The sequence below is a fragment of the Patulibacter ginsengiterrae genome (assembly GCF_056269115.1).
This window is the reverse complement of sequence record NZ_JBWDOG010000001.1, coordinates 461,488-487,613: the sequence shown is the minus strand read 5'-3', so window position 1 is coordinate 487,613 and position 26,126 is coordinate 461,488. Positions and strand designations below refer to the sequence as shown.

Below are 26,126 nucleotides of genomic sequence, written 5' to 3'. Positions count from 1 at the left end.
GTTCTCCGTTCGACGTCGTCCCCCGACTCCCCGTGCGAGCTCCGTTCTCCAACGCCCGGCCCTCCGTCGCGACCGTCGTCGCGGGGTCGGCGACGACCGTCCCAGCCGCGTCTCACCTGGCCGAGGGCGACGCCGCCGCCGGGCCACCGGTCCGGGTGCGCTCGACCTCGCTGCGGGCGCTCGGGCTGCTCGGGGCGCTGGCGGTGCTGGCGCTGGTCGTCCTGCTCAGCATCAGCGTCGGCGCGAAGCCGATCCCGCTCGACCGGGTCTGGGACCTGGTCCTGCACCCGGACGGCTCCGACGACGCGATCGTCGTCCACGACCTGCGGATCCCGCGGACGCTGCTCGGGTTGCTCGTCGGGGCCGCGCTCGGGATGGGCGGGGCGCTGATGCAGGCGCTGACCCGCAACCCGCTCGCCGACCCGGGGCTGCTCGGCGTCAACGCCGGGGCCGCGGCGGCGATCGTGATCGCGATGGCGGTGCTGAAGACGACCAGCCTGATGACCTACGTCTGGTTCGCGTTCCTGGGGGCCGGGCTGGCCGCGGTCGTCGTCTACGGGCTCGGCTCACGCGGGCGCAGCGGCGCGACGCCGGTGCGGATGGCGCTGGCGGGAACCGCGGTCAGCTTCGCGCTGTACGCCTTCGTCCGCGGGATGACGCTGCTCAACCCGCAGATCTTCGACCAGTACCGGTACTGGTCGGTCGGCGCGCTCGCCGGCCACGACAACGCCCTGACCGCGCAGATCGCGCCATTCATCCTCGTCGGGCTGGTGCTGGCGCTGCTGCTGGCCCGACCGCTCAACGCGCTCGCGCTCGGCGAGGAGGCCGGGCGGGCGTTGGGGGCGAACCTCGGCCGCACCCGCATCGCGGGAGCGGTCGCGGTGACGCTGCTCTGCGGCGCGGCGACCGCCGCGATCGGCCCGATCGCCTTCGTCGGCCTGACGGTGCCGCACGTCGCCCGCGCGATCACCGGTCCCGACCAGCGCTGGGTCCTGCCGTACTCGATGGTGCTGGCGCCGATCCTGCTGCTCGGTGCCGACGTGATCGGCCGCGTGGTCAACCGTCCGGGCGAGATCGAGGTCGGGATCGTGACCGCGCTGATCGGCGCGCCCGTCTTCATCGCCCTCGTCCGCCGTCGCCGGATCGCCCAGCTGTGAGCGTCGTGCTCGAGTCCCCGCCGGTCGTCGGCGGTCCGCCGCCCGGCCTCGGGCGGGTCGTCCGGATCCCGCTGATCGGCGCCTCGCTGCGGGTCGAGTCGCGCACGATCGGGGTCTCGGTCGTCCTGCTCGTGCTGGCGTTCGTGCTGCTGGTGCTCGCGGTCGGGACCGGCGAGTACTCGATCCCTCCGGGGCAGGTGCTCTCGACGCTGCTCGGCGGGGGAGACCAAGGCACGACGTTCGTGATCGAGACGCTGCGGCTGCCGCGGGCGGTCACCGGCCTGCTGGTCGGGGCCGCGCTCGGGGCGGCCGGGGCGATCTTCCAGAGCATCACCCGCAACCCGCTCGGCAGCCCCGACATCATCGGCTTCACCTCCGGGGCCTCGGCCGGCGCCGTGTTCCAGATCCTGGTCCTCGGGGGCGGGGCGTTCGCGACCGCCGCCGGCTCGGTCGTCGGCGGGCTCGTGACCGCGATCGCCGTCTACCTGCTGGCGTTCCGCGGGGGACAGGGCGTCCAGGGCTACCGGCTGGTGCTGATCGGGATCGGGCTCAGCGCGATGCTCGTCGCCCTGACCGACTACCTGATGACCCGCGCCCGGCTGGAGGAGGCGGTGACGGCGACGGTCTGGATCACCGGCAGCCTCAACGGCCGCGGCTGGGAGCACGTGCGGCCGATGCTGGTCGCGCTGATCGTGCTGCTGCCGCTGGTCGCGCTGCTCGGCCGGCAGCTGCGGATGATGGAGATGGGCGACGACGCGGCCAAGGCGCTCGGCGTCGGGGTCGAGCGCTCGCGGCTGGCGCTGCTGGTCGTCGGCGTCGGCCTGACCGCCGTGGCGACCGCGTCGGCCGGACCGGTGACGTTCGTCGCCCTGGCCGCGCCGCAGGTCGCCCGCCGGCTGACCCGGGCGACCGGCCCCGGGGTCGGGGCGGCGGCGCTGATGGGCAGCGTGCTGCTGCTCGCCAGCGACCTGGCCGCCCAACGGCTGTTCCCCGGCAGTCAGCTGCCCGTCGGTGTGATGACCGGCGTGGTCGGCGGCGTGTACCTGATCTGGCTCCTGTACCACGAGTGGCGAAGCGGACGGACATGACGAGCAACGACGCACGCCTGCACGGCGACGGCCTGACCCTCTCCTACGACGAGCGGACGGTCTCCGAGGGACTCGACGTGCGGATCCCGGACGGGTCGTTCACCGTGATCGTCGGGCCGAACGCCTGCGGCAAGTCGACGCTGCTGCGGGCGCTCGCGCGGATGCTGAAGCCGAAGCAGGGCTCGGTCCTGCTCGACGGCGAGGAGATCACCTCGCTGCCCTCCAAGCAGGTCGCCCGCCGGCTCGGCCTGCTGCCGCAGAGCTCGATCGCACCCGACGCGATCACCGTCGCCGACCTGGTCGCGCGGGGCCGCTACCCGCACCAGGGGCTGCTGCGACAGTGGTCGCGGACCGACGAGCTGGTCGTGACCGCGGCGATGACGTCGACCGGGGTCCTCGACCTCGCCGGGCGGGCGGTCGACGAGCTCTCGGGCGGGCAGCGGCAGCGGGTCTGGCTGGCGATGGCGCTGGCCCAGGAGACGCCGATCCTGCTGCTCGACGAGCCGACGACGTTCCTCGACATCGCCCACCAGGTCGAGGTCCTCGACCTCTGCGCCGACCTGCACGAGCAGCGGGGCAGCACGCTGGTGGCGGTCCTCCACGACCTCAACCACGCCTGCCGCTACGCGACCCACCTGATCGCGATGCGCGACGGCGCGATCGTCGCCGAGGGCGATCCGAGCGCGATCGTCGACGCGGCGATGGTCGAGCGGGTCTTCGGGCTGCGCTGCCGGGTGATCCCCGATCCGGAGACCGGCACCCCGTTGGTCGTGCCGGCGGCGAGCCAGCGGAGGGGGCGGTCGGCCGCCCCGGCGACGACCGCCGCCTCGCTGACCGTGGGCTGAGCGGGGCTGACCGCCCACCGGCCGCGGGAGCTGGCCCGTCCGAGGTGGGAGTCCGGGCCGTCGGGAGCGGGACGCGGCCGCCGGCGATCTTGTTAGGGTGGCCGAACGTCGGTGTGTGCCGGGTCTCCGCGACCCCTCCCGCCGGTTCCCCCCGTACTTCCCCCAAGGAGTCTCCTCGTGGTCGCCCTCCCCCCACGCCTCGTTCGCGTGCTCGTCAGCCTGATCGCCCTGGCCGGCGTCAGCCTCGTGCTCTCCGCCTGCGGCTCGAGCGACGACGGTGGCACGACCACCGACGCCGCCACGCCCACGGCCGAGGCGGGCGCCTTCCCGGTCGAGATGACCGGCGCGTTCGGCACGGCGACGATCGAGGCTGCCCCGAAGCGGGTGGTCACGCTCGGGTGGAGCGACCAGGACGTCACGCTCGCGCTCGGGGTCAAGCCGGTCGGCGTCTACGACATCGGCAAGGACTTCCCGCAGGGCGTCGGGCCGTGGGGCGCGCAGCAGATCGGTGACAGCACGCCGGTCAAGCTGAGCCTCGCAGACGGGATCCCGTTCGAGAAGATCGCCGCGCTGCGGCCGGACGCGATCATCGCGGTCCAGTCCGGGGTGACCCAGGCCGACTACGACAAGCTCAGCAGGATCGCGCCGACCGTGACCTTCCTGAAGGGGCGCGGCATCTACGTGACGCCGTGGCCGGAGCAGACCGAGCTGATCGGGAAGGCACTGGGGCAGGAGGCGCAGGCGAAGCAGCTGGTCGAGCAGACCAAGGCGGCGCTGGCGCAGGCGAAGGCCGACCACCCCGAGCTGCAGGGCAAGACGTTCTCCTACACCGCGCGCCAGGACGGCGGGACCGTCGGCGTCTACCTGCCGAGCGACCTCCGCCTGAAGTTCCTCGAGGACGTCGGGATGAAGCTCTCCGACGGGCAGATCGCGGCGACCAGGAAGGTCAACAACGGGGTCTACGCGAGCATCAGCTACGAGCGGCTGTCGCTGCTCGACGCCGACGTGCTCGTCTCCTGGTTCAACAGCCCGGCCGACCGCGAGACGTTCACCAGCCGGGCCGGCTTCCGCGACCTCGACGTCGTCCAGCGCGGAGGCTTCGTGCCGCTCGACCTGATCCAGGCCCAGGCCCAGGGCGCACCGACCGTCCTGAGCATCCCGTGGGCGATCGAGAAGGTCCTGCCGCTGGTGCAGGACGGCGTCGCCGGCAAGGGCCCCAAGCAGTAGGCCTGAGTAGCCGACACGCCGCGGGCCGCCCGCCTAGAAGCCGGCGGGGTGGCGGGCGACGAAGCCCGCGCTGCTGCGGGACTCGCTGCTCCAGCGGGTGCCGCCGCCGCGGAGCGCGGAGGTGTCGTAGCGCCGGCCGTCGACGACCATGTAGGCGTGGCCGGCGTTGGCGTAGACGGTGATCCGCTTGCCCGGACCCGCCTCGCCCCAGCTCATGAACCCGCCCGAGGTGAGCGAGCCCGAGACGAGCCCGGCGGCGGCCAGCGCGTAGCTGATCGAGCCGGAGCAGTCGTAGCCGCCGGACGAGCCGCCGTGGCCGCCGCCGTAGACGTACGGGGTCGAGGCGATCTCGTTGGCCGCCGACACGACCTTCGCGATCGCCGCGTCGGACGCGCCGCCGCCGCCCGATGACGACGGAGCGGGGGAGGACGAGCCACCGCCGCTGGCGACGGTCCGCGGCGCGGCCTGGGCGGCCGTGGCGGCCGAGCGCGCGGCGCGGGCGGCGGCGGCCTGCTGCCGCTCGATCCGGGCGATCCGCGAGCGGACCTGGCTGAGCTGGGCGCTGGTCCCGGCCCGCTTGCGCAGCTGCGCCTCGCGCTTGCGCAGGATCGCGTTGCGGACGACGTCGGCCTTGTCGCGGTCGGAGGCGGCCTGCGAGGCCAGCGTCCGGTACCGCTTCCGGGCCTGCTCGAGGTCGGTCGTCTGGGTCGCGACGTCCCGCCGGGCGTCGCGGGTCGCGTCGAGGATCCTGCCGTTGTGGTGGCTGATCCGCTTGTAGAAGTCGACCCGCTCCAGCAGGTCGTTGAACCCGCGCGAGGTGAGGACGACGGAGACGATGTCGGGCTTTCCGGCCTCGTAGGCGTTGACCAGGTTCTCGGAGAGGACGTCGTTGGCGACCTCGGCCCGCTTCTCCAGCTTGGCCAGCCGGACGCGCGAGCGAACGAGGTCGTTCTGGGTCGTCGTCAGCTGCTGCTGCCGGGTCCGGGCCCGCTCGTCGAGGTCGGTGAGCCGCTGCGAGGCCTGGGCGAGCCCGGCGTTGGTGGAGGCGATCAGGGCCGACTCGGCGGCGACCTTCTGGCGCAGCGACTGGGCGGCGGCTCGATCGGCGGCGACGTCGGCGGTGCCCTGCGCCGGCGCACCGGCTCCGACGGCGATCGCGGCGACACCGGTGCTGGTGACCGCAAGGGCGCGCAGGGTAGGACGTCGGCGGGAGATCGGCGGCATGGAACCTCGTGTCGGGGTGCGCGAACGGCGCGGCTCGGACCGGGCGGCAGGTCGGCGGCGAGCATGGCCACTCGACCGGAACGGACGAGAGGACGCGGCCGACGCTAGCGCCGGTTCGGGCCCGGATCCAGCTTGGAGGGGGTGCTGCAAGCGGTCTTGCAGCGAGCGCTGGCATCATCCGGCCGCGATGCACGAGCTCACGTCCGGCCTCCCGCTCACGTTCGGCACCCCGGGGGCGCCGAACGCCGTCCGCCTGGTCCTGCTGGGCAGCGGCGAGCTCGGCCGCGAGGTCGCGATCGAGGCGATCCGCCTCGGCTGCGAGGTCGTCGCCGTCGACCGCTACGACGGCGCCCCGGCGATGCAGGTCGCCCACCGCCGCCACGTCGTGACGATGACCGACCCCGAGGCGCTGCGGGCGGTCCTCCAGGCGGAGCGGGAGCGTCCCCACGCCCGGCTGCTGGTGGTGCCGGAGATCGAGGCGATCGCGACCGCCGTGCTCGAGGAGCTGGAGGCGGACGGGCTGCACGTCGTGCCGACCGCCCGCGCGGCGCGCCTGACGATGGACCGCGAGGGCATCCGCCGGCTGGCGGCCGAGCAGCTCGGCCTGCCGACCTCGCCCTACCGGTTCTGCGCCAGCGCGGAGGAGCTGCGGGCGGCGGTCGACGCCCTCGGTCCCCAGGCCGACGGCTCGTTCGTGCCCTGCGTGGTCAAGCCGGTGATGTCGTCCAGCGGCAAGGGCCAGTCGGTGGTGCGCTCGCCGGAGGACGCCGATCGGGCCTGGGCCTACGCCCAGGAGTCCGGGCGGACGGGGGCCTCCGACGTGATCTGCGAGGGCTTCGTCGCCTTCGACTACGAGATCACGCTGCTGACGGTCCGGCACGCGGGCGGGACCTCGTTCTGCGCGCCGATCGGGCACACCCAGGAGGACGGCGACTACCGCGAGTCGTGGCAGCCGCAGCCGATGAGCGACCTGGCGGCGGAGCGAGCCGAGGCGATCGCCCGGACGCTGACCGACAGCCTCGGCGGCTACGGGCTGTTCGGCGTCGAGCTGTTCGTGCGCGGCGACGACGTCCTCTTCAGCGAGGTCTCGCCGCGTCCGCACGACACCGGGATGGTCACGATGGCGAGCCAGACCCTCAGCGAGTTCGCGCTGCACGTGCGGGCGATCCTTGGCCTGCCCGTCCCGTCGGAGGACGGCCGGGTGCCGCTGGCGTCGCCGGCGGCGAGCGCGGTGGTGCTGGGGGAGAGCGAGCGCGATGCCCCGGTCTTCACCGGGCTGGCGGCAGCGCTGGCCGTCGATCCGTCGGTCGAGCTGCGGCTGTTCGGGAAGCCGGACGAGCGGCCGGGGCGTCGGCTCGGGGTGGCCCTGGCGCGCGGCGCCGACGTCGACGAGGCCCGTCGGCGGGCGCTGGCCGCGGCGTCCGCGGTGACCGTCGGCGGCTGAGCACCCGCCGCGGCGTGCGGGACCCGGGACTCCGCGGCCGAGCGGGCACCCGGGGACCCCTGGTTCACCGGATGGTGTTGCCAACGCGGGGTGCGGCTGGTAGAAGCCGGGTAGAGGGATCCACCACCCTGCACATGGAGGCATCATCCGGATGGCCAACCACCTGACGCCCGAAGAGCTCGCCGACGAACTCGGGGTCGAGCGCACCGAGGTCCTCGTCAACTGCGTCCGCTACGGGGTGCCCGTATACCACGGGCGCGTCGACCGTTCGCTCTACGATGTCGCGGTCGAGGACCAGCGCCGGCGCCAGCCGCCGGCCCCGCCGAGTCCCAGGGAACGGCTGCACTGAACGACGAGCCGGGCCGGAAGCGGCAGGCCGGCGACCGCTCGCCGGCCGGCCGGCCGGTCGGTCGTCGGAGCGGGCCCGGGAAACGAGGCTCAGGCGGGCGGCGAGGACGTCCGCTCGAACCCGAGCGCACCGCTCGGGCAGCGGGCGATCGTCGCCTCGAGCTCGTCGATCGAGGCGTTCTCCGGCTGGATCCACGGGCGACGGCTGGTGTCGAAGACGGCCGGCAGGCCGCGCACGCAGTTCCCGGAGTGCGCGCAGATCGCGGCGTCGAAGCTGACCGCGGCGCCGTCGCGCACGTAGCGCTTGGCCGGACTCACGCGAACGCCCCGCGGATCCGCTCGTCGAGCTGCGGGACGTACTCCGGGTGGCGGTGGACGTAGGCGGCCACGAACGGGCAGATCGGCACGATCCACAGGTTCCGCTCGCGGGCGTCGTCGAGCGCGTAGGCGACCAGCTGCTTGCCGATGCCCTGGCCCTCGAAGGCGGGGTCGATCTCGGTGTGGGTGAAGATGATCCGGTCGCCGCGGACGAGCTGGTACTCGGCGAAGCCCGCGAGCTGGTCGTCGCTGCGGACTTCGTAGCGGGTTGCTTCCGGATGGTCACGTACGTCGATCGCCATGCCTGCTCCTGATCGTGCCCGCCCACGCGGTCGGGCGGGATCGGCTCATGCTTGCAGACGCTCGCCGGGGGCCGGCGCGGCCGGGGGATCGGTGGCCGGCGGCGTGCCGCCGTCGTCCGGGGACGACGCGTCGGCCGACGGCAACGCGCGCGCCGCGGTTGGATCGGGCGCCGGCGCGGTGAAGACGCGGAGGTAGCTGTCCCAGGCGCGCCGGCTGACCGACCACGGGGTGACGGCCGCGAGCGCCGCGGTCAGGCTCCGACGGTGGGGGACGAGCCGGCCCGCGAGCCGCTGGAGCCGCAGCAGCCAGCGGTAGGCGGACGACTTCTGGGCCGACGTCGCGGCGTAGCGACGGAGCGCCTGGTCACGCGTCTGGCGGCGCTCGTGGACGAACCGCAGCTCGCGTCCGAGCACGGTCCCGAAGTGGAAGGCGGGCCGGATCCCCTCCGCGGTCAACGGCAGGCAGTGCCCGGCGCTGTCGCCGACGAAGAAGATCCCGTCCCCGGTCGCCGGCCGCAGCTTGTGGGGGATCCAGTTGCCCTGGAAGCGGACCGGATCCCAGTCGAGGTCGGCCGCCAGCCGCAGGGTCGGATCCTTGACGTGGTGCTTGGGGTCGAACGAGCCGACGCCGACGCGGACCTCGCCGTCGGCGGGGAAGACCCACGAGTAGCCGTCGGGCACGTAGCGCGGGTTCAGGAACAGCTCGAGCTCGTCGGAGCTGCCCTCGGGATGGATCTCGAGCCCGCGCGAGAGGTACGCCTCGGGCGGCTGGATCGTCTGCTCCGTGGTCGGCCCGAGCACCCGCCGCCAGCCGAGCGCGTCGACGACCAGGGGCGCGCGGACCTCGCCGCGGTCGGTCCGGATCCGGATGATCCCGTCGGCGTCGCGGTCATCCGGCAGCCGGCGCTCGACGGTCGCCGTCTCGAACCGGAAGTCGCCCTGCTCGGCGAGGATCCGGCAGAGCATCCGGTAGTCGAAGGTGCAGAACGGCTGCGGCAGCGCGAACGAGTGCCGGCCGGTCGCGGTCCGCACGATGATCCGACGGAAGCGCTGGCGAACCGCGGCCTCGAGCCCGAGCGCCTCGATCCACGGCAGCGGTGCGGCGCAGGCCGAGGTCGCACGCTCGCCGATCTCGTAGCGGTCGATCACGACGACGTCGGGGCGCTGCCCGGCGGGGGCACGGGCCAGCTCGCGGGCGACGGTCAGCCCGGCGAAGCTCGCGCCGCAGATCAGGACGTCGCAGTCGATGTCGATCGGGGTCCGGTCGGGACCGCGCTTGGTGGCTCGAACGGGCATCCAGCGAGCGATCGTAGCGAGACGCTCAGCGGGCGCCCGCGCGTGCGCGGATCGCGTCGACGAACGTTCGGGTGGCCGTCTCGGCATGGTCGAGGAAGAGGTACGGCTCGGTCAGCTCCAGTTCGAGCAGCAGCGGGCGGCCGTCGTCACCACCGACCAGGTCGACCCGCGCGTAGAGCGGCACGGAGCCGAATCGCTCGGCGACGAAGGCGATCGCGCGCTCGGCAATCGCCCGCTCGTCGGGGCTCGGCAGGTAGGGGCGGATCTCCGGCAGGTGGGCGTTGTCGATGATCGGCGCGGCGCCGGGCTCGAGGATCCGACCCTTCTCGATCGCGTGCGAGAAGCGGCCGTCGAAGAGCAGCAGCGCGCTCTCGCCGCGCTGGTCGACGGAGGCCACGAACGGCTGGACCATCGCGGTCCGGCCGGAGCCGTGGATCCGCGCCAGCAGGGCGTCGCGTCGCTCGTCCTCGCCGGGGGCGAAGCGCGACGTGTCGCGAGCGCCGGCGGAGACGGTCGGCTTGACCACCAGCTCACCGGCCCGCAGCGGATCGTCGGCGGCGAGTGCCTCGCCCGGAGCCAGCAACCGTGTCTCGACCGTCGGCAGCCCGGCGGTCGCGAGCTCGTCGAGGTAGCGCTTGTCGGCGTTCCACGCGAGCACGTCGGCCGGGTTGGCGAGGCGGGGGACCGTTCCGGCCCAGGCGAGGAACTCGTCGAGGCGCTCGGAGTAGTCCCAGACCGAGCGCGCGACCACCAGGTCGAACGCGTCCCAGTCGACGGCCGGGTCGTCCCAGACGGCCCACGAGGCACCGAGCTCGGCGGCGAGCCGGTGCTCGTCCATGCCCTCCGGGAACGCGGCGGAGGTGGCCAGCGCGATGCGCGTGGGGCGAGCGTCGGAGGGGGCGTTCATGGGACGATCACGGCGGTCGACAGCACGTCTTCGATCGTAGTCGGGGACGAACGGCTCGGCCGAGCGGTCGCGACGCTCGCCCGACTCCGGAACGGACGGGCAGGAACGCGTCGCGTGCGGGTGAATCGCGCTACTCTTCACGGTTCATGTCAACCACCGAGATCCCCGCGGCAACCGTGGTTGAAGGCTCTGACGGCCTTCTCCTCGAAGTCGACGGGAACATTGTCCCCAACTACGACGCTACCTTCCCTGGTTTTGGGGAAGGCGACGTCATCACCGGACGTGTCGTCCGTATCGATCCCGACGAGGTCTGGGTCGATGTCGGATACAAGTCTGAAGGCGTGATTCCGCAGCAAGAGCTGTCGATTCGCAGGAACGCAGACCCGTTCGACGAAGTCGAACTCGGCGAGGACGTTGAAGTCCTCGTCATGATCAAGGAAGACGACGAAGGTCGTCTGAAGGTTTCGCGCAAGCAGGCTCGCTACGAGCGGGCGTGGAAGCGCATCGAGGCAGCACAGGAGACCGGCGAGCCGGTCGAGGGCACGGTCATCGAGGTCGTCAAGGGCGGCCTCATCATCGACCTCGGCGTTCGTGGCTTCCTGCCGGCGTCGCTCGTCGACATCCGTCGCGTGCCGAACCTCGACGAGTACCTGCACACGATCATCGAGTGCAAGGTCATCGAGCTCAACCGCCAGCGGAACAACGTGGTGCTGTCGCGCCGCGCGGTCCTGGAGGAAGAGCGCAAGGAGCAGCGCCAGGCGATCCTGGACGTCCTGCAGCCCGGCGTGGTCGTCGAGGGTCAGATCTCGAACATCGTCGACTTCGGCGCGTTCGTGGACCTCAACGGCATCGACGGCCTCATCCACATCAGCGAGCTGTCGTGGACGCACGTCAACCACCCGACCGAGGTCGTCTCGATCGGCGACACCGTGCAGGTGAAGGTCCTCGACATCGACCGCGATCGTCAGCGGATCTCGCTGGGTCTCAAGCAGACCCAGGAAGACCCGTGGCAGCGCGTCGTCGACACGTACAACGTCGGCGATGAGCTCGAAGGCACCGTCACGAAGGTCGTCACCTTCGGTGCGTTCGTCGAGATCATGGAGGGCGTCGAGGGTCTGGTCCACATCTCCGAGCTCGCGGCGCACCACGTCGAGAGCCCGCGCGAGGTCGTGCACCCGGGCGACGACGTCAAGGTCAAGATCCTCGAGATCGACGACGACCGCCGCCGGCTGTCGCTCTCGGTCAAGCGGGTCGAGGGTCAGGTCCTGCCGCGTCGCGAGGCGTCGGCGGACAGCGAGGACGAGCTCGCCCACACGTCGGGCGGGAACGACGACGAGCTGGCGGGCAGCTACGGCGGCGAGGAGCTGCCGGCCGAGTCCGACGAGGCCCCGGCTGACGAGGCTCCGGCTGAGGATGCTGCGTCCGACGAGGCTGCGTCCGACGAGGCTCCGGCCGAGGATGCTGCGTCCGACGAGGCCCCGGCTGCCGAGGCGGATGCCGCCCCGGCCGACGAGGCTCCGGTCGCCGAGGAGGCCCCCGCGGCCGACGAGGCCCCGGCTGCTGACGAGGCCCCGGCTGCTGACGAGGCCCCCGCGGCGGACGAGGCTGCGGCCGAGCCCGCCGCCGAGGAGTCCGCTCCGGAGGACCAGGCCTAGCCTGGACCGGTACCCGGTGGTGCGCGCCGATCGGCGCGCACCACCCCGGCGCTTCGAGCGTCGTCCTGCGACCCGCCTCTGGCGGGTCGCAGTCGTTCCGGGGCGCCGTCCAACCGGACGGGTGTTCGGCCGGTGGCCGGCGGTGAAGCGTGTCGACGGCCGCCACCGCTACCTTCTAAGAAGATGGTCGTCCCCTTCGTCGGGCTGACCGGTGGACTCGCTGCGGGCAAGTCGACCGCGTTGGCCGCTCTCTCGCGCCTCGGCGCCAGCACCCTCTCGACCGACGCGGTCGTGCACGAGCTGTACACCGGGGACGAGCTGCGCGACCTGGTCGTCGAGCGCTGGGGCAGCGAGGTCGCGCCCGACGGCGTCGTCGACCGCGCCGCGATCGCCCGGCACGCCTTCGCCGATCCCGCCGAGCGGGCCTGGCTCGAGTCGCAGGTCTGGCCGCGCGTCGGAGCTGCGGTCTACGCCTTCCGGCAGGCGGCCGACGCCGCCGATCCGCCGCCGCCGGCCGCGGTGGTCGAGACGCCGCTGCTGTTCGAGGCCGGGATGGAGGCGGGCTACGACGCGACGATCGCGGTGATCGCCCCCGAGTCGCTGCGCCAGGAGCGGGCGGAGGCCCGCGGGCACCACGGCGTCGACCAGCGCAACTCGCGCCACCTGACGCAGGAAGAGAAGTCCGCACGGGCGACCTACACCGTGGTCAACGACGGTTCGCTCGACGAGCTCGAGCAGCGCCTGGCCGAGATCCTCGCCGAGCTGGCCCGCGCCTCGTCGTGAGCAGCAACCGCCCCCGCGCTCCGCGGCCGTCCTCCGGTCGCACGACCACCGCTCGCCGCCCGGCGCCGAGCCGGCGGCCCGCGCCCGCGCCCGCCGGTCGTTCCGCCGCGCCGCCGCGCCGCGCCCGTGCGCGCCGCTCGGGCGGCCGCTGGCTGCTGGCGCTGGTCGTGCTGCTGGGGATCGCCGCGCTGATCGCGAGCGCGATCGAGCCGCGCGTCAAGGACGCCGTCGACGAGATCCGGCTGCCACTGCGGCACGAGGACGTGATTCGGCAGCAGGCGAAGGAGAAGGGCCTCGACCCGGCGCTGGTCGCTGCGGTGATCTACGCCGAGTCGCACTTCCGGGACAACCAGGAGTCGTCGGCCGGTGCGCTCGGGCTGATGCAACTGACGCCGGGGACCGCGAGCGACATCGCGAAGGAGTCGGGCGCGAGCGCCTTCAACCTCGGCGATCTCCACACCGCCGACGTCAACATCCGCTACGGCAGCTGGCGGCTGCGCGACATGCTGCGGCGGTTCGACGGCAACACCGCGCTGGCGATGGCGGGCTACAACGCGGGGCCGGAGAACGCCAAGAAGTGGAAGGCGGAGGCGGACGCCGAGGGGCGGCCGTTCAGCGTCGAGCGGATCCCGTTCCCCGAGACCCGCCACTACGTCGAGAAGGTCCTCGGCGCGCAACGCGACTACCGCCGTACCTACCGCAAGGAACTGGGAATCGGGTGAGCACCTCGTCCTCCGACGCCGCGCCGACGCCTGACGCCGCGCCGACGCCTGACGCCGCGCCGACGCCTGACGCCGCGCCGACGACGTCCGGCGGTCGCATCGGGCCGGATCCGGTCGCGTCCGCCGGTGCCGTCGCGGCGGCCACGCCGGGAAGCTCCGGCGGGGCGGTCCGTCCCGCCTTCGGCAGTGCGCGCGTGGAGCGGATCGGCCGGGTCGACCACGACCTCTACGAGCGGCTGCTCCAGATCTGGACCGACGTCAGCAACGCGGGCGGCTGGGTCGGCTTCGTCCCGCCGGTCGATCGCCACGACATCGCGCCGGCCCTCGACGCGGCGCTGCGCCGGGTCCACGACGAGGTCGACTGGCTGGTCGTCGTCCGGGTCGGGGCGGCGGCCGACGGTGGGCCCGCGCCGGAGGCTCCGGCCGACGTCGCCGGCTTCGCGATCGTCGCCGCCAACGACCGCCTGCTCTCCGAGCACTGGCGCTGGGTCCTGCGGGTCCAGGTCCACCCGGACCTCCAGGGCGCGCGGCTCGGTGCGGTCCTGCTCGACGGAATCGCCGACATGGCGCTCGACGCGGGGCTCGAGATGCTCCACCTGACCGTCCGCGGGGGCGAAGGGTTGGAGACCTTCTACGCCCGCGCCGGCTACCACGAGGTCGCCCGGATCCCCGGGACGATCCGGGTCGCGCCCGGCGACGACCGCGATCAGGTCGTGCTCGTCCGGTACCTGCGCGAGGGTTGAAGGGCCTGGCGGCCTAACGGCTGGCCCGCGGGGTCAGCAGGCCGCGGTGGAAGCCCTCCGCGACCGCGGCCGCCCGGTCGTTGACGCCGAGCTTGGCGTAGACGTGCAGCAGGTGGGTCTTGACCGTGGCCTCGCTGACGAACAGCCGGGCAGCGACCTCGCGGTTGGTGGTGCCGGCGGCGACCATCTCCAGGACCTCCAGCTCGCGCGGGCTGAGCGGTGCCTCAGCCGGGCGGCGGACCTGCCCGATCAGACGGGTCGCGACCGACGGAGCCAGAACCGCCTCGCCCCGCGCCGCAGCCCGGACGGCCCGCAGCAGCTCGTCCCGGGGAGCGTCCTTGAGCACGTAGCCGGTCGCCCCGGCCTCGATCGCCGGCAGCACGTCGCTCTCGGTGTCGAAGGTCGTCAGGACCAGCACCCGCGCGGCGACCTGGCGGTCCGCCAGCTGGGTGATCGCGCTGACGCCGTCGGTCCCGGGCATCCGCAAGTCCATCAGGACCACGTCGGGCTTCAACGCGATGGTCCGGCGCACGGCCTCGGCACCGTCGGCGGCCTCGCCGAGGACCTCGAACCCCGGCTCGCCGCGGAACATCCCGCTGAGCCCGTCGCGGACGACCGGATGATCGTCGACGATCAGCAGCCGGACGGGGACCGGGCCGCTCACGCCGGCTCCCGGGGCCCGGCGACGTCGAGCGCCGGCAGGTTGGCGGAGATCGCGGTCCCGCCGCCCGGCTCGGACTCGATCTCGAGCGTGCCCGAGAGCCCGGTGACGCGCTGGCGCATCGCGGTCAGCCCGAAGCCACCGCCGGTCGTGGATACGGCGTCGGCCGCCCGGCCGGGCACGAAGCCGACCCCGTCGTCCCGCACGTCGAGCGTCACCAGGTCCTCCATGTAGCTGATCGTGAGGCCCACGCGGCTGGCGCAGGCATGCTTGGCGACGTTGGCGAGCGCCTCCTGGGCGGTTCGCAGCAGCGTGACCTCGACCTCCGGGTGCATCGGCCGCGGTTCGCCGGTCGTGATGACCTGGACGGGCACGCCGTGGAGCGACGACCAGCGGGCGACCACGTCGGAGAGCGCCTCGGGCAGCCGCGCCGACTCGAGCGACTCCGGCCGCAGGGCCTGGACCGAGCGGCGCGCCTCGCTGAGGCTCTCGCGGGCGAGCGTGGTCGCCGCGGTGGCGTGGCGCTGCCAGGCGGGATCGTCACGGTCGGTGCGCTCGGCGGCTTGCAGCTGGGTGATGATCCCGGCCAGGCCCTGGGCGAGCGTGTCGTGGATCTCGCGGGCCATCCGCTGCCGCTCGTCCTGGACGCCGGCCTGACGCGCCTGGGCGACGAGCCGGGCGTGGAGGTCGGCGTTCTCGCGCAGCGACGCCTCGAGCCGGTCGTTGGCCCCGGTCAGCTCGTCGATCGTGCGCCGGTGCTGCTCGGCGCGCTGCTCTCCGAGCTCGGTCAGCCAGTTCATCAGCCCGGCGACGACGAGGTTGATCGTGATCAGGGCCAGCCAGACGCCGACCGATCCCGCGCCGTCGCCGGGCAGGCCCCCGTTCTGACTGGTGCCGAGGATCGCGGCGACGACGCTGGTGCCGGCCAGCCGCCAGGGGTGCGGCACGATCCGGAAGACGAACAGGAATCCCGACCAGGCGAAGAACCCGTAGAACGGCTGGCGGATCACCAGCGCCGCCATCAGCGCGAACAGGCCGAGGAAGAAGACCGCCATCGGCCGCGGGCGCCCGACCCAGGTGGGGTGCAGCGTCACCATCCACAGGATCCAGAGCCCGGCGAGCGCCGACAGGGTCAGGTCGACCGCGAGCGCCCCGCTCGGGCCCCGCACGATCACGCTGATCAGCATGCAGACCGCGAGCAGGCCGTAGGGCAGCAGCTCGAGCATCGGCGCCTCGCGCCGGGTCCAGTCCTCCAGGCGGGCCTCGTCGGTCGCGCGCGGCTTCGATCGCAGCAGCGCGACGCCGAGCGGAACACGCGGGTGGCGGGTGGCGCGGGCCATCGGTCGAGGCAACGCTACTCCCAGCGAAACGCGCGGGTGGCGACGACGCCGAGCACGATCGCCCAGACCGCCATCACGCCCAGGTGCAGGGGAGCGGGCCAGTCGCCGCCGGTGCTGTCCTGCAGGGCCTGGACGGCCGCGCCGAGTGGGGTCGCGTCGCTGACGTGGAGCAGCGCCGCGGGCATCGAGTCGCGCGGAAGCCAGAGGCCGGCGAAGAACATCATCGGGAAGAACAGCAGCATCCCGACGCCGTTCGCGATCCTCGTGGTCGCGGCGACCGCGGCGACGACCAGGCCGATCGCGAGCACCGAGGCGATCGCCAGCGCGAGCGCGACGACGAATCCGACCGGCTGCTGCGGCAGGGCGACACCGAAGGCGAGACGCCCGACGGCCACCAGCAGTGCGATCGCGGCGACGGCGACCGCGGCGTGGATCAGCAGCTGCGCGGCCAGCAGGCGCGAGGGCGGGAGCGGCGTCGTGGAGAGCCGGCGCAGGATGCCCTTCTCGCGGTACCCGGCCAGCAGCGGCGGCAGCGCGTTGATCGCGAGCATCGCGAGGACGAAGGCGAACATCACCGGCAGGTACACGTCGACGAACCGCAGGCCGCCGAAGTCCGGGTCGGGGCGGCGCGACGAGCGGAGCGACCCGAGCACGACCAGCAGGACGACGGGGAACGCGATCCCCCAGAAGAGCGTGACGGGCTCGCGGAGGAAGAGCCGGAGCTCGGTCCGCAGGAGGACCCGTCCGGCGCGGCGCGAGCTGGAGTCGGGGGCGGTGGACGGGGCGCGGGAGGAGCTGGCCATGAGGGGGTCCCGGGTGGTGGGCGCAGAGGTTGGGCCGGCGACGGCGCGGTCGGGCGTGCCGGTCATCGGACGGCCGCGTTGCGGTCGGCGACGCGGGTGCCGCCGTGCCCGGTGAGCGCGACGAAGGCGTCCTCGAGGCTGGTCTGCTGGACCCGCAACCGCTCGGCGACGATCCCCTCACGGGCGAGGGCGGTGGCGACGGCGGCGAGGACCTGGTCGTCGCCGGTGATCTGGAGCTCGTCGCCGTCGTGGTCGACGGAGCCGACCTCCGGCAGCGCGAGCAGGAGCTGGTCGTCGAACGGCCGCGAGGGCCGGAACCGCAGCCGCTGGCCGGCGCGGCCGCTGACGCCCGCTGCCAGTCCGCTCGGACTGTCGATGGCCACGACGCGCCCGCCGTCGATCAGCGCCAGCCGGTCGCAGAGCCGCTCGGCCTCCTCCATGAAGTGGGTGACGAGGACGATCGTGACCCCCTCGGCCCGGATCGCCTCGATCAGGCCCCAGGTGTCGCGGCGGGCCTGCGGGTCGAGCCCGGTCGTCAGCTCGTCGAGGATCGCGATCCGCGGCCGGCCGATCAGGGCGAGCGCGATCGACAGCCGCTGCTGCTGGCCACCCGAGAGCTGGGCGAAGCGGGTCGCGCGGACCTCGTCGAGGCCGAGCGCGGCGAGCAGCCGGTCGCCGTCGGCGGGGGCGGCGTAGAACGAGGCGTAGAGGGCGACGGCCTCGTCGACGCGGAGCTTGTCCGGCAGCCGGCTCTGCTGGAGCTGGACGCCGAGCACCCGCCGGAGGGCGTCGCGGTCGCGGACCGGCGACAGTCCGAGCACGTCGATCCGGCCGGCGTCGGGGCGACGGAGACCGGCGATGCACTCGACCGTGGTCGTCTTGCCCGCGCCGTTGGGGCCGAGGACCCCGAAGATCTCGCCCTCCTCGATCGAGAACGAGACGTCGTCGACGGCGACGGTGGTGCCGTAGTGCTTCTGCAGGTGCTCGACCTCGATGACGTTCATCGCGCTCCGTGGGGTCCGGTGGGTCGTCCCGTCCGGCCCTCAGGGCAGGACGACGGGACGTTCACCAGGATCGCGGCGCGAGGCCGTTCGCACATCGCCTGGATGGCCAGGATCGGGCGGCGGGAGGGGGGAGCCGGGCCATCGACCGAACGGTGGACGCGGGCATCCACCGTTCGCTGCTCCGGTCGTCTGACTGCGCCCGGTCGCCCGTCGAGATCGGGCGCCGTGGCCGGCTGCCGCGGACGGCGGCCGGGTGTCGGCTTCGAGCGCGGGGTCCGCTCAGCGGAGCGGGACCTCCCACCGAACCAGCAGCTGGTAGATCACGATCACGTCGAGGGCGATGATCAGGATCGCCCAGAGCGGGAAGGCGGTGACGAGCGCGAACTGGGCGAGGGCGTTGAGCGCGGCGAAGCCGATCGCGAGCCAGCGGGCGCCGTCGCGGCCGGTGACCAGCCCGATCGAGGTGGCGATCATCAGGGCCCCGATGATCAGGGTGATCCAACCCCAGGCGGTCAGGTCCCAGATCACGACGCCCTCGCCGCCTCCGACGGTGATGACGTCCTCGTTGAGGATCGCCGTCAGGCCGTAGAGGACGCCGAAGCAGCCGCTGAGGAAGAGGACGATCGCCGCGAAGGCGAGCCAGCCGTTGAGGCCGGCTCCCTTGACGGTGGCTGGACGGGCGGGGACGTCGGGCTCGGGGGACGCAGCAGGCGGGGTCGACACGGTGGTGTCCTTCTGGTGGGTTGGGGGCGGGATGCCCCGGCCAGTATCCCCGGAGCTCGTGCCGCGCGGGGAACGGCCGCGTCACCGACCGTGCGTTCGCGGCCGCTGGCCGCTTCGGCGCCGATGCGGCTGGTTGAGCCCGCGGCTACGCGGCGTCGGCGGCGCGGGTCGCCGTGATCAGCCGGTGCGGCGGCATCAGGATCCACCAGCGGGGGCCACGCTCGACGTCGGTGAATCCGGCCTCCCGCAGCTGGGCCGCCAGCTGGCCGGTGCCGGACGGCTCCAGCAGCGCGACCCGGCCGCCGGGACGGACGACGCGGGCGAGCTCGTGGACGGCCTCGATCCGGGCCGTCCCGCGGGGCAGCATCGAGAGCGCGTCGCGCGAGACGGCGAGGTCGATGCTCGTGTCGCTGACCGGCAGCTCGCGGATCGTGCCGGTTCGCAGCTGGACGCCCTTGACGCCGGCCAGCTGGAGCGTCTTCTTGGCCAGCGGCTTGCCGGTCGGCAGCAGCTGGTTCTCGACCCACGAGTCGACGCCGATCACGTTGCCCCTCGGCAGCCGGACGGCGAGCCCGGCGCAGAGCAGCCCCGATCCGCAGCCGAGGTCGAGCGCCCGTTCGTCGCCGACCAGGTCGAGCCCGTTCAGCATCCGGTCCGCGGCCTGGATCTTGGTCGTGCGGGAGGTCCGGAAGAGCCCGGCGCTGATCACGAGCACGATCACGAACGCGATCAGCAGCGCCAGGATGATCAGGCCGTTGGGGCCACCCAGCTCGCCGAGCACGAACGCCAGCACCAGGGCCAGCACGCCGAGGGCCATTCCGGCGGTCAGCGTGCCCCGGGCCTGGCGCGGCCGGTCGAGGCCGTAGGGGAAGTTCGGGTCGAGGTCGTCGGCCATCGTCGCGACCAAGGGTACGGCGCCGACGGCGGGGAACCTCTGCTCGTCTACCGGCGGCGGAGCACGACCGCGACCGTCGTGCGCGCCGACGAGAGCCGGACCGTCGTCCGCAGGCCGCGGCGGCCGGCACGACGCACGCGCGCCTCCTGGGCCTTCGAGAGCCGCAGCCGGAGCGTCTTCCGCTTGCCTGCCGCGAGCCGGTAGTCGACGGCGACCGACGGGCGTCCGGCGAGACCGACGACGAGGCGCCCGGCGCATCCGTTGCGGGCCGACGCCGGGCAGCTCAGGCCGACGACCGCGCGGTGGCTGCGGACCTTCAGCTTGCGGGAGGTCAGGCGGGCGGGCACCGCGGGACCGGGCGCGTCCGCCTTCGGGACGAACGGCGGCGGGACGGGTGCGCCACTGTCGGTGGGCGGAGCAGCGGGGGGCGCGGTCGGGTCGGTGCCCGGGTCCGTGCCCGGGGTGACGCCGGGGTCGGCGGGCGGAACGACGACCGGGGCCGGCTGCTCGTAGGCACCGATGTCGGTCGTCCCGGTCTGCCGCGGGTTGCCGTCGAGGTCGAGCGGGCCGTTGGCCGGGTCGTTGCGGCCGGCGCCGATCGTCGGCGAGCCGGGAAGCTGACGGAGGTTGCCGGCGGCGATGTCGACCAGCTGGACCGGCGTCTGGATCTGGTTGCCGCCGAGGTCGGCGAGCGTCGCACCGGTGCCCTCGGTCGACGTGTCGATGTTGCTGTGATCGAGGTTGACGTGGGCGGCGGCGGTGCCGCCACCGGTGCTCGACGCGATTCCGACGCCCTGGGTCGAGCGCACGATCGCGTTGGTCAGGTTCGCGGTCGTGGTGCCGACGCTGCCGGACGCGGCCACGTAGTACCCGGTGCCACCGGCACCGCTGGCGATGATCGTGACGTTGCGCAGCGTGGCGGTCACGATCGAGCCGTTGGGGCGGGTCTGGACCGCTCGGGCGTTGGCGGTGGTCGACCGGACCACCGAGTTGCTGAGCGTGCCGCCGTAGAGCTCGAGCCCTCCGCCAGCGCTGTTGCTGCCGCTGGCCTCGATCCGCAGCCGGTCTCCGGTGCCGCCGCTGTCGAGCTTCAGCGCGGGGGAGAACGAGGTCGACTCGATGTCGAGGTCGGAGATCCGGTTCGTCCCGAAGACCTGCAGTTGCCCGCCTCCGCCGATGTGGAGCACGGCCCGCGCCTGCCGCGACGCCCCGTGGAGCTCGACGCCGCTCTTCGGGACGACCGTCTGGCCCGCCAGGGTCGGGTAGTCGCCGGCCGCCAGGACGACCTCGTCGCCGGTCGAGAGATCCGGGCCGATCGCGGTCACGAACGAGCAGGGAACCGCGGACGAGCAGGTCGTTCCGGCCCCGCTCGGCGCGGCGTGGCGAACAGCGGCGGAGGCGGGGGCGGCGACCAGCAGGGCCGAGCCGGCGAGGAACAGGAGGCCGGTGGTCCGGCGTGGAAGGAGATCGGCGCGCACCAGTCCATCGTCCATTCCCGTCGGCGCCGCCACAACCCCGAGAACCCGGATCCGTACCCGGAACCGAAGCCGGGCGGGATGGCCCAACGCTTGTGGTGACGCCCCCGGCCGGGCAGACTGCCGGACCCGTCATGGCTTCTGCCCCCAGGTCCAGCGTGTCGTCGTTCGTCGGCCGGGAGCGTGAGCTCGCGACGGTCGACGACGCGCTCCGGGCGCTCGACGGCCGCTGCGCCGCCGCCCTCGAGATCGTCGGCGAGCCGGGGATCGGGAAGACGACGTTGCTGGAGCGGCTCGCGGCGGGAGCCGCGGAGCGGGGCTCGCTGGTCCTGGCCGGGCGGGCGTCGGAGTACGAGCGCGAGGTCCCCTTCGGGCTGCTCGTCGACGCGCTCGACCGCCATCTGGAGGCGGTGCCCGCCGACCGGCTGCGGCGCCTCGGGCCCGACCACCTGGCGGAGCTTGCCCGGGTCTTCCCGGCCCTGAGGCCGTTCGGCGACGAGTTCCCGGCCCCACCGGAGCGTGAGCGCTACCGGCTGCACCGAGCGGTTCGCTCGTTGCTCGAGCGGCTGGCCGTCGGCGCCGGCCTGACGTTGGTGCTCGACGACCTGCACTGGGCCGACGCGGCCTCGGCCGAGGTGGTCGCCTCGCTCGTCCGGCGGCCGGCCGACGCGACCGTGGTGCTCGCCGTCGCGTACCGCACGGGCCGTCTGCCGTCGTCGCTCGGCCCGGCGCTCGCGCAGGCGGCGCTGACCGACGGCCTGCAGCGGGTCGCGCTCGGCCCGCTGAGCCGCGACGAGGTCGAGCGGCTGTTGCCGGCGGCGCTCACTCCGGCCCGTCGCGCGGCGCTCTACGCGGAGAGCGGCGGCAACCCGTTCTACGCCGAGCAGCTCGGGCGTCACGCCGTCCGTACCCGCGCGGACGCGCCCGCTGAGGAGCGGGCGCAGGGGCTCGGGGACGACGGCGTCCCGGCGGCCGTGGCGGTGGCGCTGGCCGAGGAGCTGGCCCCGCTCTCGCCCGGAGCACGCCTCCTGCTCCAAGGCGCGGCGGTCACGGGAGACCCGTTCGAGGCGGGGTTGGCGGCGACGGTGGCCGGGCTCGCCGAGTCCGACGGCCTCGAGCTGCTCGACGAGCTGCTCGCGGCGCGCCTCGTGCGCCAGGACGCGACGCCGCGGAGCTTCCGCTTCCGTCACCCGCTCCTGCGCCACGCCGTCTACGCGGCGACGCCGACCGGCTGGCGGCTGGCCGCGCACGCGCGGGCGGCGCGGGGCCTGGCGGCGATCGGCGCGGGCGCGGCGGCGCAGGCGCATCACGTCGAGCAGGCGGCGTCGCCCGGTGACGCCGTCGCGGTCGAGCTGCTCGCACGGGCGGCTGGCGAGGTCGGCGCCCGTGCTCCGGCGGCGTCCGCCCGATGGCTGGAGGCCGCGGTCCGGCTGGCTCCGCAGCACGGTCCGGGGAGCGGGAGCCGCCGCGAGCTGCTGCCCCGGCTGAGCCTGGCGCTGGTGGCCGCGGGCCGCTTCGAGCCGGCGCGGACCGTCCTGGCCGAGGCGATCGAGGGCACCGCGGTCGAGGCTCCCGAGCGGGTCCTGCTGCTCGCGGGCGCGGCGGCGGTCGACCGCCTGCTCGGACGCTTCGGTGTCGCCCGCGCTGATCTGCTGGCGGCGCTGGACGGCCTGCCGGACGCGAGCACGGACGGGTCCCTGAGGGCAGCGGTCGCCCTCCGGCTGGAGCTGACCGCCGACGCCTCGCTCGGGGCCGACTTCGACCTGATGCGCGAATCGGCGGACGCCGCGCTCGACGGCGCGCGCGAGCTCGACGATCGTCCGGCGGCTGCGGCCGCCGCCTCGGCGCTGGCGTTCGCGGAGTACTCGGTCGGCCGCTTCGCCGAGGCGGACCGCCGCTGCCTCGAGGCGACCGCGCTGGTCGACGCGCTCGACGACGACGCGCTGGCGGCGCGGCTCGAGACGTTCCTCTACCTCGGCTGGGCCGAATGGTTCATGGGTCGCTTCGAGCGGGCCGGAGCCCACTTCGCGCGCGGCTTGGCGATCACCCGCGAGAGCGGTCGGGCGATGCTCGTGATCGAGCTGCTGGTGGGCCGGACGCTGGCGCTCAGCGGCTGCGGTCGCGTGACGGAGGCCCTCGACGTCGCCGATGCGGCGGTCGAGGAGGCCCGCCTGATGGGCAACGAGCACACCCTCGTCTGGGCGCTGTTCGCGCAGTGCACCGCGCTCGAGCCGGCGGGCGACCCGAGCCGGGCGGTGCGGGTCGGGGAGGAGGCCGTGGCGGCGGCCCAGGCGGTTGCGGGCTCGACGATCGCCGCCGGCTGCAGCTGGGCGCTCGCTGCGGCACTGGTCGCGGCGGGAGCGGGGGAGCGGGCGGTCTCGGTGCTGCTCGAGGGGCAGGGAGGGGAGGATCTGCCGTGGTTCTTCCCCGCGCATCGGGCCGCCTGCTACGAGGTCCTGACCCGTGCCGAGCTGGTCGCCGGCCGACCCGCGGCGGCGGCCGGCTGGGCGCAGCGGGCCCGGGTGGTCAGCGAAGCGGGAGACCTGCCGTTCGCGCGGGCGATGGCCGACCGGGCCGAGGCCGAGGTGCGGCTGGCCGCGGGCGACGCCGTGGCCGCGGCCGGACTCGCACGCCGCTCGGCGGAGTTGGCCGAGGCGCTCGGGGCACGCGTCGACGCCGGTCGGGCGCGGACCGTCGCGGGCCGGGCGCTGGTCGCGGAGGGCGACCGCGAGCAGGCCGCCGTCGAGCTGCGGGCGGCGGAGGTCACGCTGCTGGCGTGCGGTGCCGAGGGCCTGCGGAGCGACGCCGTCCGTGAGCTGCGCCGGATCGGCCGCCGCGTCAGCCGCCGGGGGCGGGGCGGCCGGGCCGACGCCGGGGGCGTCGCCGCGCTCAGCGTCCGCGAGCGCGAGGTCGCCGACCGGGCCGCGGCCGGGGAGACGAACCGGGTGATCGCGGCCACGCTGTTCCTCAGCGAGAAGACGGTCGAGAGCCACCTGGCGAGCGTCTTCGTGAAGGTCGGGATCTCGGCCCGGAGCGGGCTGGCCGCGGCCCTCGCCGGGGCCCCCGCCGAGACCTGAGGGCGGTCGCGCGGCGACGCTCCCGGCGGTGGCGAACGTCTGTTCGCTTGGCCGACCGCGGCGCCCGGTAACCTCGACGAGGATGCCGCCGTTCAAGCTCGCCTCGGGGTGGACCCCGAAGGCCGACCAGCCGAAGGCGATCGATCAGATCGTCGCCAGCGTCGACTCAGGCGCCCCGTTCACCACCCTCCTCGGGGCGACGGGCACCGGCAAGACGATGACGATGGCCTCGACGATCGAGCGCCTCCAGCGTCCCGCGCTGGTGATGGCCCACAACAAGACGCTGGCCGCCCAGCTCTGCAACGAGTTCCGGACGTTCTTCCCGCAGAACGCGGTCGAGTACTTCGTCAGCTACTACGACTACTACCAGCCCGAGGCGTACGTCCCGTCGAAGGACCTCTACATCGAGAAGGACTCGGCGATCAACGAGGAGATCGACCGCCTCCGCCACGCCGCCACGGCGGCCCTGTTCGCCCGCCGCGACGTGGTGATCGTCGCCTCCGTCTCCGCGATCTACGGCCTCGGCTCGCCGGACACCTACGACCGCAACCTGATCGTGCTGAAGCAGGGGGACACGGTCAACCGCGACGAGCTGCTCTCCAAGCTCGTCCACATCCAGTACCAGCGCAACGACACCGCGCTCTCGCGAGGGACCTTCCGCGCCCGCGGCGAGACGATCGAGATCTTCCCCGCGTACGCCGAGACGGCCTACCGGGTGACCCTCTTCGGGGACGAGGTCGAGCGGCTTCAGCACCTCGACACCCTGACCGGCGAGCTGCTGGAGGACGACCTCGAGCACGTCGCGATCTGGCCCGCGTCGCACTACACGACGCCCGAGGGCCAGATGGAGCGGGTCGTCGACGAGATCGGCAGCGAGCTCGAGGAACGGATCAAGCAGCTGGAGGACGAGGGCAAGCAGCTCGAGAGCCACCGGCTCCAGCAGCGGACCCGCTACGACATGGAGATGTTGCGGGAGATGGGCTTCTGCAACGGGATCGAGAACTACTCGCAGATCACCGACGGACGCAAGCCGGGCGAGCGGCCGTACTGCCTGCTCGACTACTTCCCCGAGGACTTCGTCTGCTTCCTCGACGAGTCGCACCAGACCGTCCCGCAGATCGGCGGGATGTACGAGGGCGACCGCTCGCGCAAGCAGACGCTGGTCGACTACGGCTTCCGGCTCCCGAGCGCGCTCGGCAACCGCCCGCAGACCTTCGACGAGTTCCTCTCGATCACGCCGCAGATGGTCTTCGTCTCGGCGACGCCGGGCAAGTTCGAGCAGGCCCGGTCCGGGGCCGTCGTCGAGCAGATCGTGCGGCCGACCGGGATCGTCGACCCCGAGATCGACGTCCGGCCGACCAAGGGCCAGGCCGACGACCTGATGAACGAGATCCGCCAGCGGGTCGACCGCAACGAGCGGACGCTGGTCACCACGCTGACCAAGAAGATGGCGGAGGACCTGACCACCTACCTGCTGGAGAACGGGTTCAAGGTCCGCTACCTGCACAGCGACGTCGACACGCTGGAGCGGATCCAGATCATCCGCGAGCTGCGGCTGGGGGAGTTCGACGCGCTGGTCGGGGTCAACCTGCTGCGTGAGGGCCTCGACCTGCCGGAGGTGACCCTGGTGGCGATCCTCGACGCCGACAAGGAGGGCTTCCTCCGCGGGGGGACCGCCCTGATCCAGACGATCGGTCGTGCCGCCCGCAACGTCGAGGGTCGGGTGGTGATGTACGCCGACAAGCGCTCCGACGCGATGGAGTTCGCGATCAGCGAGACCCAGCGTCGCCGGAAGATCCAGCTTGCCTACAACGAGGAGCACGGGATCACGCCGACGACGATCGCCAAGGGCGTCAGCGACATCGGCGAGTTCCTCCAGTCGGAGTCGAAGCTGCCCAAGGGCAAGCGCCGACGGAAGGCCGCGGAGGAGACCGACAAGCTCACGATCGAGCAGCTCAACGAGCGCTTCATCAACCTCGAGGAGGAGATGCTCGCCGCGGCCGAGGAGCTGCGCTTCGAGCACGCGGCGGCGCTCCGCGACGACCTCCGCGAGCTGCGGCAGACGATCGAACGGCGCGAGGCGGCGTAG

General features: G+C 73.6%; 24 protein-coding genes. 12 read left to right on the top strand and 12 right to left on the bottom strand.

All coding sequences use genetic code 11. From position 1 onward, the window contains the following. Positions 1–32 precede the first annotated feature (32 nt). The 4 genes from ACVUH9_RS02200 to ACVUH9_RS02185 all read left to right on the top strand — a co-directional run bounded on the left by ACVUH9_RS02200 (position 33) and on the right by ACVUH9_RS02185 (position 4,317). A complete protein-coding gene (locus tag ACVUH9_RS02200) occupies positions 33–1,157 on the top strand; it encodes a FecCD family ABC transporter permease (RefSeq protein ID WP_475753500.1) in 1,125 nt (374 codons plus the stop codon). Beyond that, complete coding sequence (locus ACVUH9_RS02195; protein ID WP_475753498.1) at positions 1,154–2,245, top strand: FecCD family ABC transporter permease; 1,092 nt, start codon at positions 1,154–1,156, stop codon at positions 2,243–2,245. Before ACVUH9_RS02200 ends, ACVUH9_RS02195 begins: the two co-directional genes overlap by 4 nt. Next, positions 2,242–3,090, top strand: coding sequence for an ABC transporter ATP-binding protein (locus tag ACVUH9_RS02190; RefSeq protein WP_475753496.1), 849 nt, complete (start codon positions 2,242–2,244; stop codon positions 3,088–3,090). Before ACVUH9_RS02195 ends, ACVUH9_RS02190 begins: the two co-directional genes overlap by 4 nt. Positions 3,091–3,267: 177 nt before the next feature. After that, the gene (locus tag ACVUH9_RS02185; protein WP_475753494.1) at positions 3,268–4,317 is read left to right on the top strand and encodes an iron-siderophore ABC transporter substrate-binding protein; all 1,050 of its coding nucleotides are present in this window, start codon (positions 3,268–3,270) and stop codon (positions 4,315–4,317) included. A 33-nt stretch (positions 4,318–4,350) separates the two neighbouring features. Here the strand turns inward: ACVUH9_RS02185 and ACVUH9_RS02180 are convergent, their stop codons facing one another. Further along, positions 4,351–5,541: a coiled-coil domain-containing protein gene (locus ACVUH9_RS02180; RefSeq protein WP_475753493.1), complete on the bottom strand. Its 1,191-nt coding sequence runs from the start codon at positions 5,539–5,541 to the stop codon at positions 4,351–4,353. 187 nt (positions 5,542–5,728) lie between these two features. On the opposite strand from ACVUH9_RS02180, the gene purT reads away from it, so the two are divergent. Beyond that, the gene (purT, locus tag ACVUH9_RS02175; protein ID WP_475753491.1) at positions 5,729–6,985 is read left to right on the top strand and encodes a formate-dependent phosphoribosylglycinamide formyltransferase; all 1,257 of its coding nucleotides are present in this window, start codon (positions 5,729–5,731) and stop codon (positions 6,983–6,985) included. A gap of 151 nt (positions 6,986–7,136) precedes the next feature. After that, on the top strand, positions 7,137–7,334 hold the full coding sequence (locus tag ACVUH9_RS02170) for a hypothetical protein (protein ID WP_475753489.1): 198 nt from the start codon (positions 7,137–7,139) through the stop codon (positions 7,332–7,334). Positions 7,335–7,423: 89 nt separating this feature from the next. Here ACVUH9_RS02170 and ACVUH9_RS02165 read toward each other — a convergent pair whose 3' ends face one another. From ACVUH9_RS02165 to ACVUH9_RS02150, 4 genes are read right to left on the bottom strand one after another with little or no spacing between them, the layout of a single operon-like run. Beyond that, complete coding sequence (locus ACVUH9_RS02165; RefSeq protein WP_475753487.1) at positions 7,424–7,651, bottom strand: (4Fe-4S)-binding protein; 228 nt, start codon at positions 7,649–7,651, stop codon at positions 7,424–7,426. Continuing rightward, positions 7,648–7,953, bottom strand: coding sequence for a GNAT family N-acetyltransferase (locus tag ACVUH9_RS02160; protein WP_475753485.1), 306 nt, complete (start codon positions 7,951–7,953; stop codon positions 7,648–7,650). Before ACVUH9_RS02160 ends, ACVUH9_RS02165 begins: the two co-directional genes overlap by 4 nt. Positions 7,954–7,998: 45 nt before the next feature. Further along, a complete protein-coding gene (locus ACVUH9_RS02155; protein WP_475753483.1) occupies positions 7,999–9,249 on the bottom strand; it encodes an NAD(P)/FAD-dependent oxidoreductase in 1,251 nt (416 codons plus the stop codon). Between the two features lie 25 nt (positions 9,250–9,274). After that, positions 9,275–10,156: an ATP-grasp domain-containing protein gene (locus ACVUH9_RS02150; RefSeq protein WP_475753481.1), complete on the bottom strand. Its 882-nt coding sequence runs from the start codon at positions 10,154–10,156 to the stop codon at positions 9,275–9,277. 146 nt (positions 10,157–10,302) lie between these two features. Between ACVUH9_RS02150 and rpsA the strand changes: the two genes are divergently transcribed. The 4 genes from rpsA (at position 10,303) to ACVUH9_RS02130 (ending at position 14,059) form a co-directional block, all read left to right on the top strand. Beyond that, positions 10,303–11,811, top strand: coding sequence for a 30S ribosomal protein S1 (rpsA, locus tag ACVUH9_RS02145; RefSeq protein WP_475753479.1), 1,509 nt, complete (start codon positions 10,303–10,305; stop codon positions 11,809–11,811). Positions 11,812–11,994: 183 nt separating this feature from the next. Then, positions 11,995–12,594 carry a dephospho-CoA kinase gene (gene coaE / locus ACVUH9_RS02140; protein WP_475753477.1) on the top strand — a complete coding sequence of 200 codons (600 nt, stop codon included), beginning with the start codon at positions 11,995–11,997 and terminating at the stop codon, positions 12,592–12,594. Next, positions 12,591–13,316, top strand: a complete 726-nt coding sequence (locus tag ACVUH9_RS02135) for a lytic transglycosylase domain-containing protein (protein WP_475753475.1) — start codon at positions 12,591–12,593, stop codon at positions 13,314–13,316. Before coaE ends, ACVUH9_RS02135 begins: the two co-directional genes overlap by 4 nt. Further along, on the top strand, positions 13,313–14,059 hold the full coding sequence (locus ACVUH9_RS02130) for a GNAT family N-acetyltransferase (protein WP_475753473.1): 747 nt from the start codon (positions 13,313–13,315) through the stop codon (positions 14,057–14,059). Before ACVUH9_RS02135 ends, ACVUH9_RS02130 begins: the two co-directional genes overlap by 4 nt. A gap of 13 nt (positions 14,060–14,072) precedes the next feature. Here the strand turns inward: ACVUH9_RS02130 and ACVUH9_RS02125 are convergent, their stop codons facing one another. From ACVUH9_RS02125 to ACVUH9_RS02095, 7 genes are all read right to left on the bottom strand, one after another. Further along, positions 14,073–14,723 carry a response regulator gene (locus ACVUH9_RS02125; RefSeq protein ID WP_475753471.1) on the bottom strand — a complete coding sequence of 217 codons (651 nt, stop codon included), beginning with the start codon at positions 14,721–14,723 and terminating at the stop codon, positions 14,073–14,075. After that, entirely contained in the window at positions 14,720–16,060 is a 1,341-nt protein-coding gene (locus ACVUH9_RS02120; RefSeq protein ID WP_475753469.1) for a sensor histidine kinase, read from the bottom strand. The genes ACVUH9_RS02125 and ACVUH9_RS02120 overlap by 4 nt, the downstream gene beginning before the upstream one ends. A 14-nt stretch (positions 16,061–16,074) precedes the next feature. Next, positions 16,075–16,863 (bottom strand): ABC transporter permease, encoded by a 789-nt coding sequence (locus tag ACVUH9_RS02115; RefSeq protein WP_475753467.1) that lies wholly within the window; start codon positions 16,861–16,863, stop codon positions 16,075–16,077. Between the two features lie 62 nt (positions 16,864–16,925). Continuing rightward, positions 16,926–17,867 (bottom strand): ABC transporter ATP-binding protein, encoded by a 942-nt coding sequence (locus ACVUH9_RS02110; protein WP_475753465.1) that lies wholly within the window; start codon positions 17,865–17,867, stop codon positions 16,926–16,928. Between the two features lie 279 nt (positions 17,868–18,146). Then, positions 18,147–18,590, bottom strand: coding sequence for a DUF7144 family membrane protein (locus tag ACVUH9_RS02105; protein ID WP_475753463.1), 444 nt, complete (start codon positions 18,588–18,590; stop codon positions 18,147–18,149). A gap of 145 nt (positions 18,591–18,735) precedes the next feature. Next, positions 18,736–19,485 (bottom strand): class I SAM-dependent methyltransferase, encoded by a 750-nt coding sequence (locus ACVUH9_RS02100; RefSeq protein ID WP_475753462.1) that lies wholly within the window; start codon positions 19,483–19,485, stop codon positions 18,736–18,738. Between the two features lie 47 nt (positions 19,486–19,532). Beyond that, complete coding sequence (locus ACVUH9_RS02095; protein ID WP_475753460.1) at positions 19,533–20,963, bottom strand: choice-of-anchor Q domain-containing protein; 1,431 nt, start codon at positions 20,961–20,963, stop codon at positions 19,533–19,535. Positions 20,964–21,118: 155 nt separating this feature from the next. On the opposite strand from ACVUH9_RS02095, the gene ACVUH9_RS02090 reads away from it, so the two are divergent. Both ACVUH9_RS02090 and uvrB read left to right on the top strand, forming a co-directional pair. Further along, on the top strand, positions 21,119–24,037 hold the full coding sequence (locus tag ACVUH9_RS02090; RefSeq protein ID WP_475753458.1) for an ATP-binding protein: 2,919 nt from the start codon (positions 21,119–21,121) through the stop codon (positions 24,035–24,037). A gap of 82 nt (positions 24,038–24,119) precedes the next feature. Further along, positions 24,120–26,126: an excinuclease ABC subunit UvrB gene (uvrB, locus tag ACVUH9_RS02085; RefSeq protein WP_475753456.1), complete on the top strand. Its 2,007-nt coding sequence runs from the start codon at positions 24,120–24,122 to the stop codon at positions 26,124–26,126.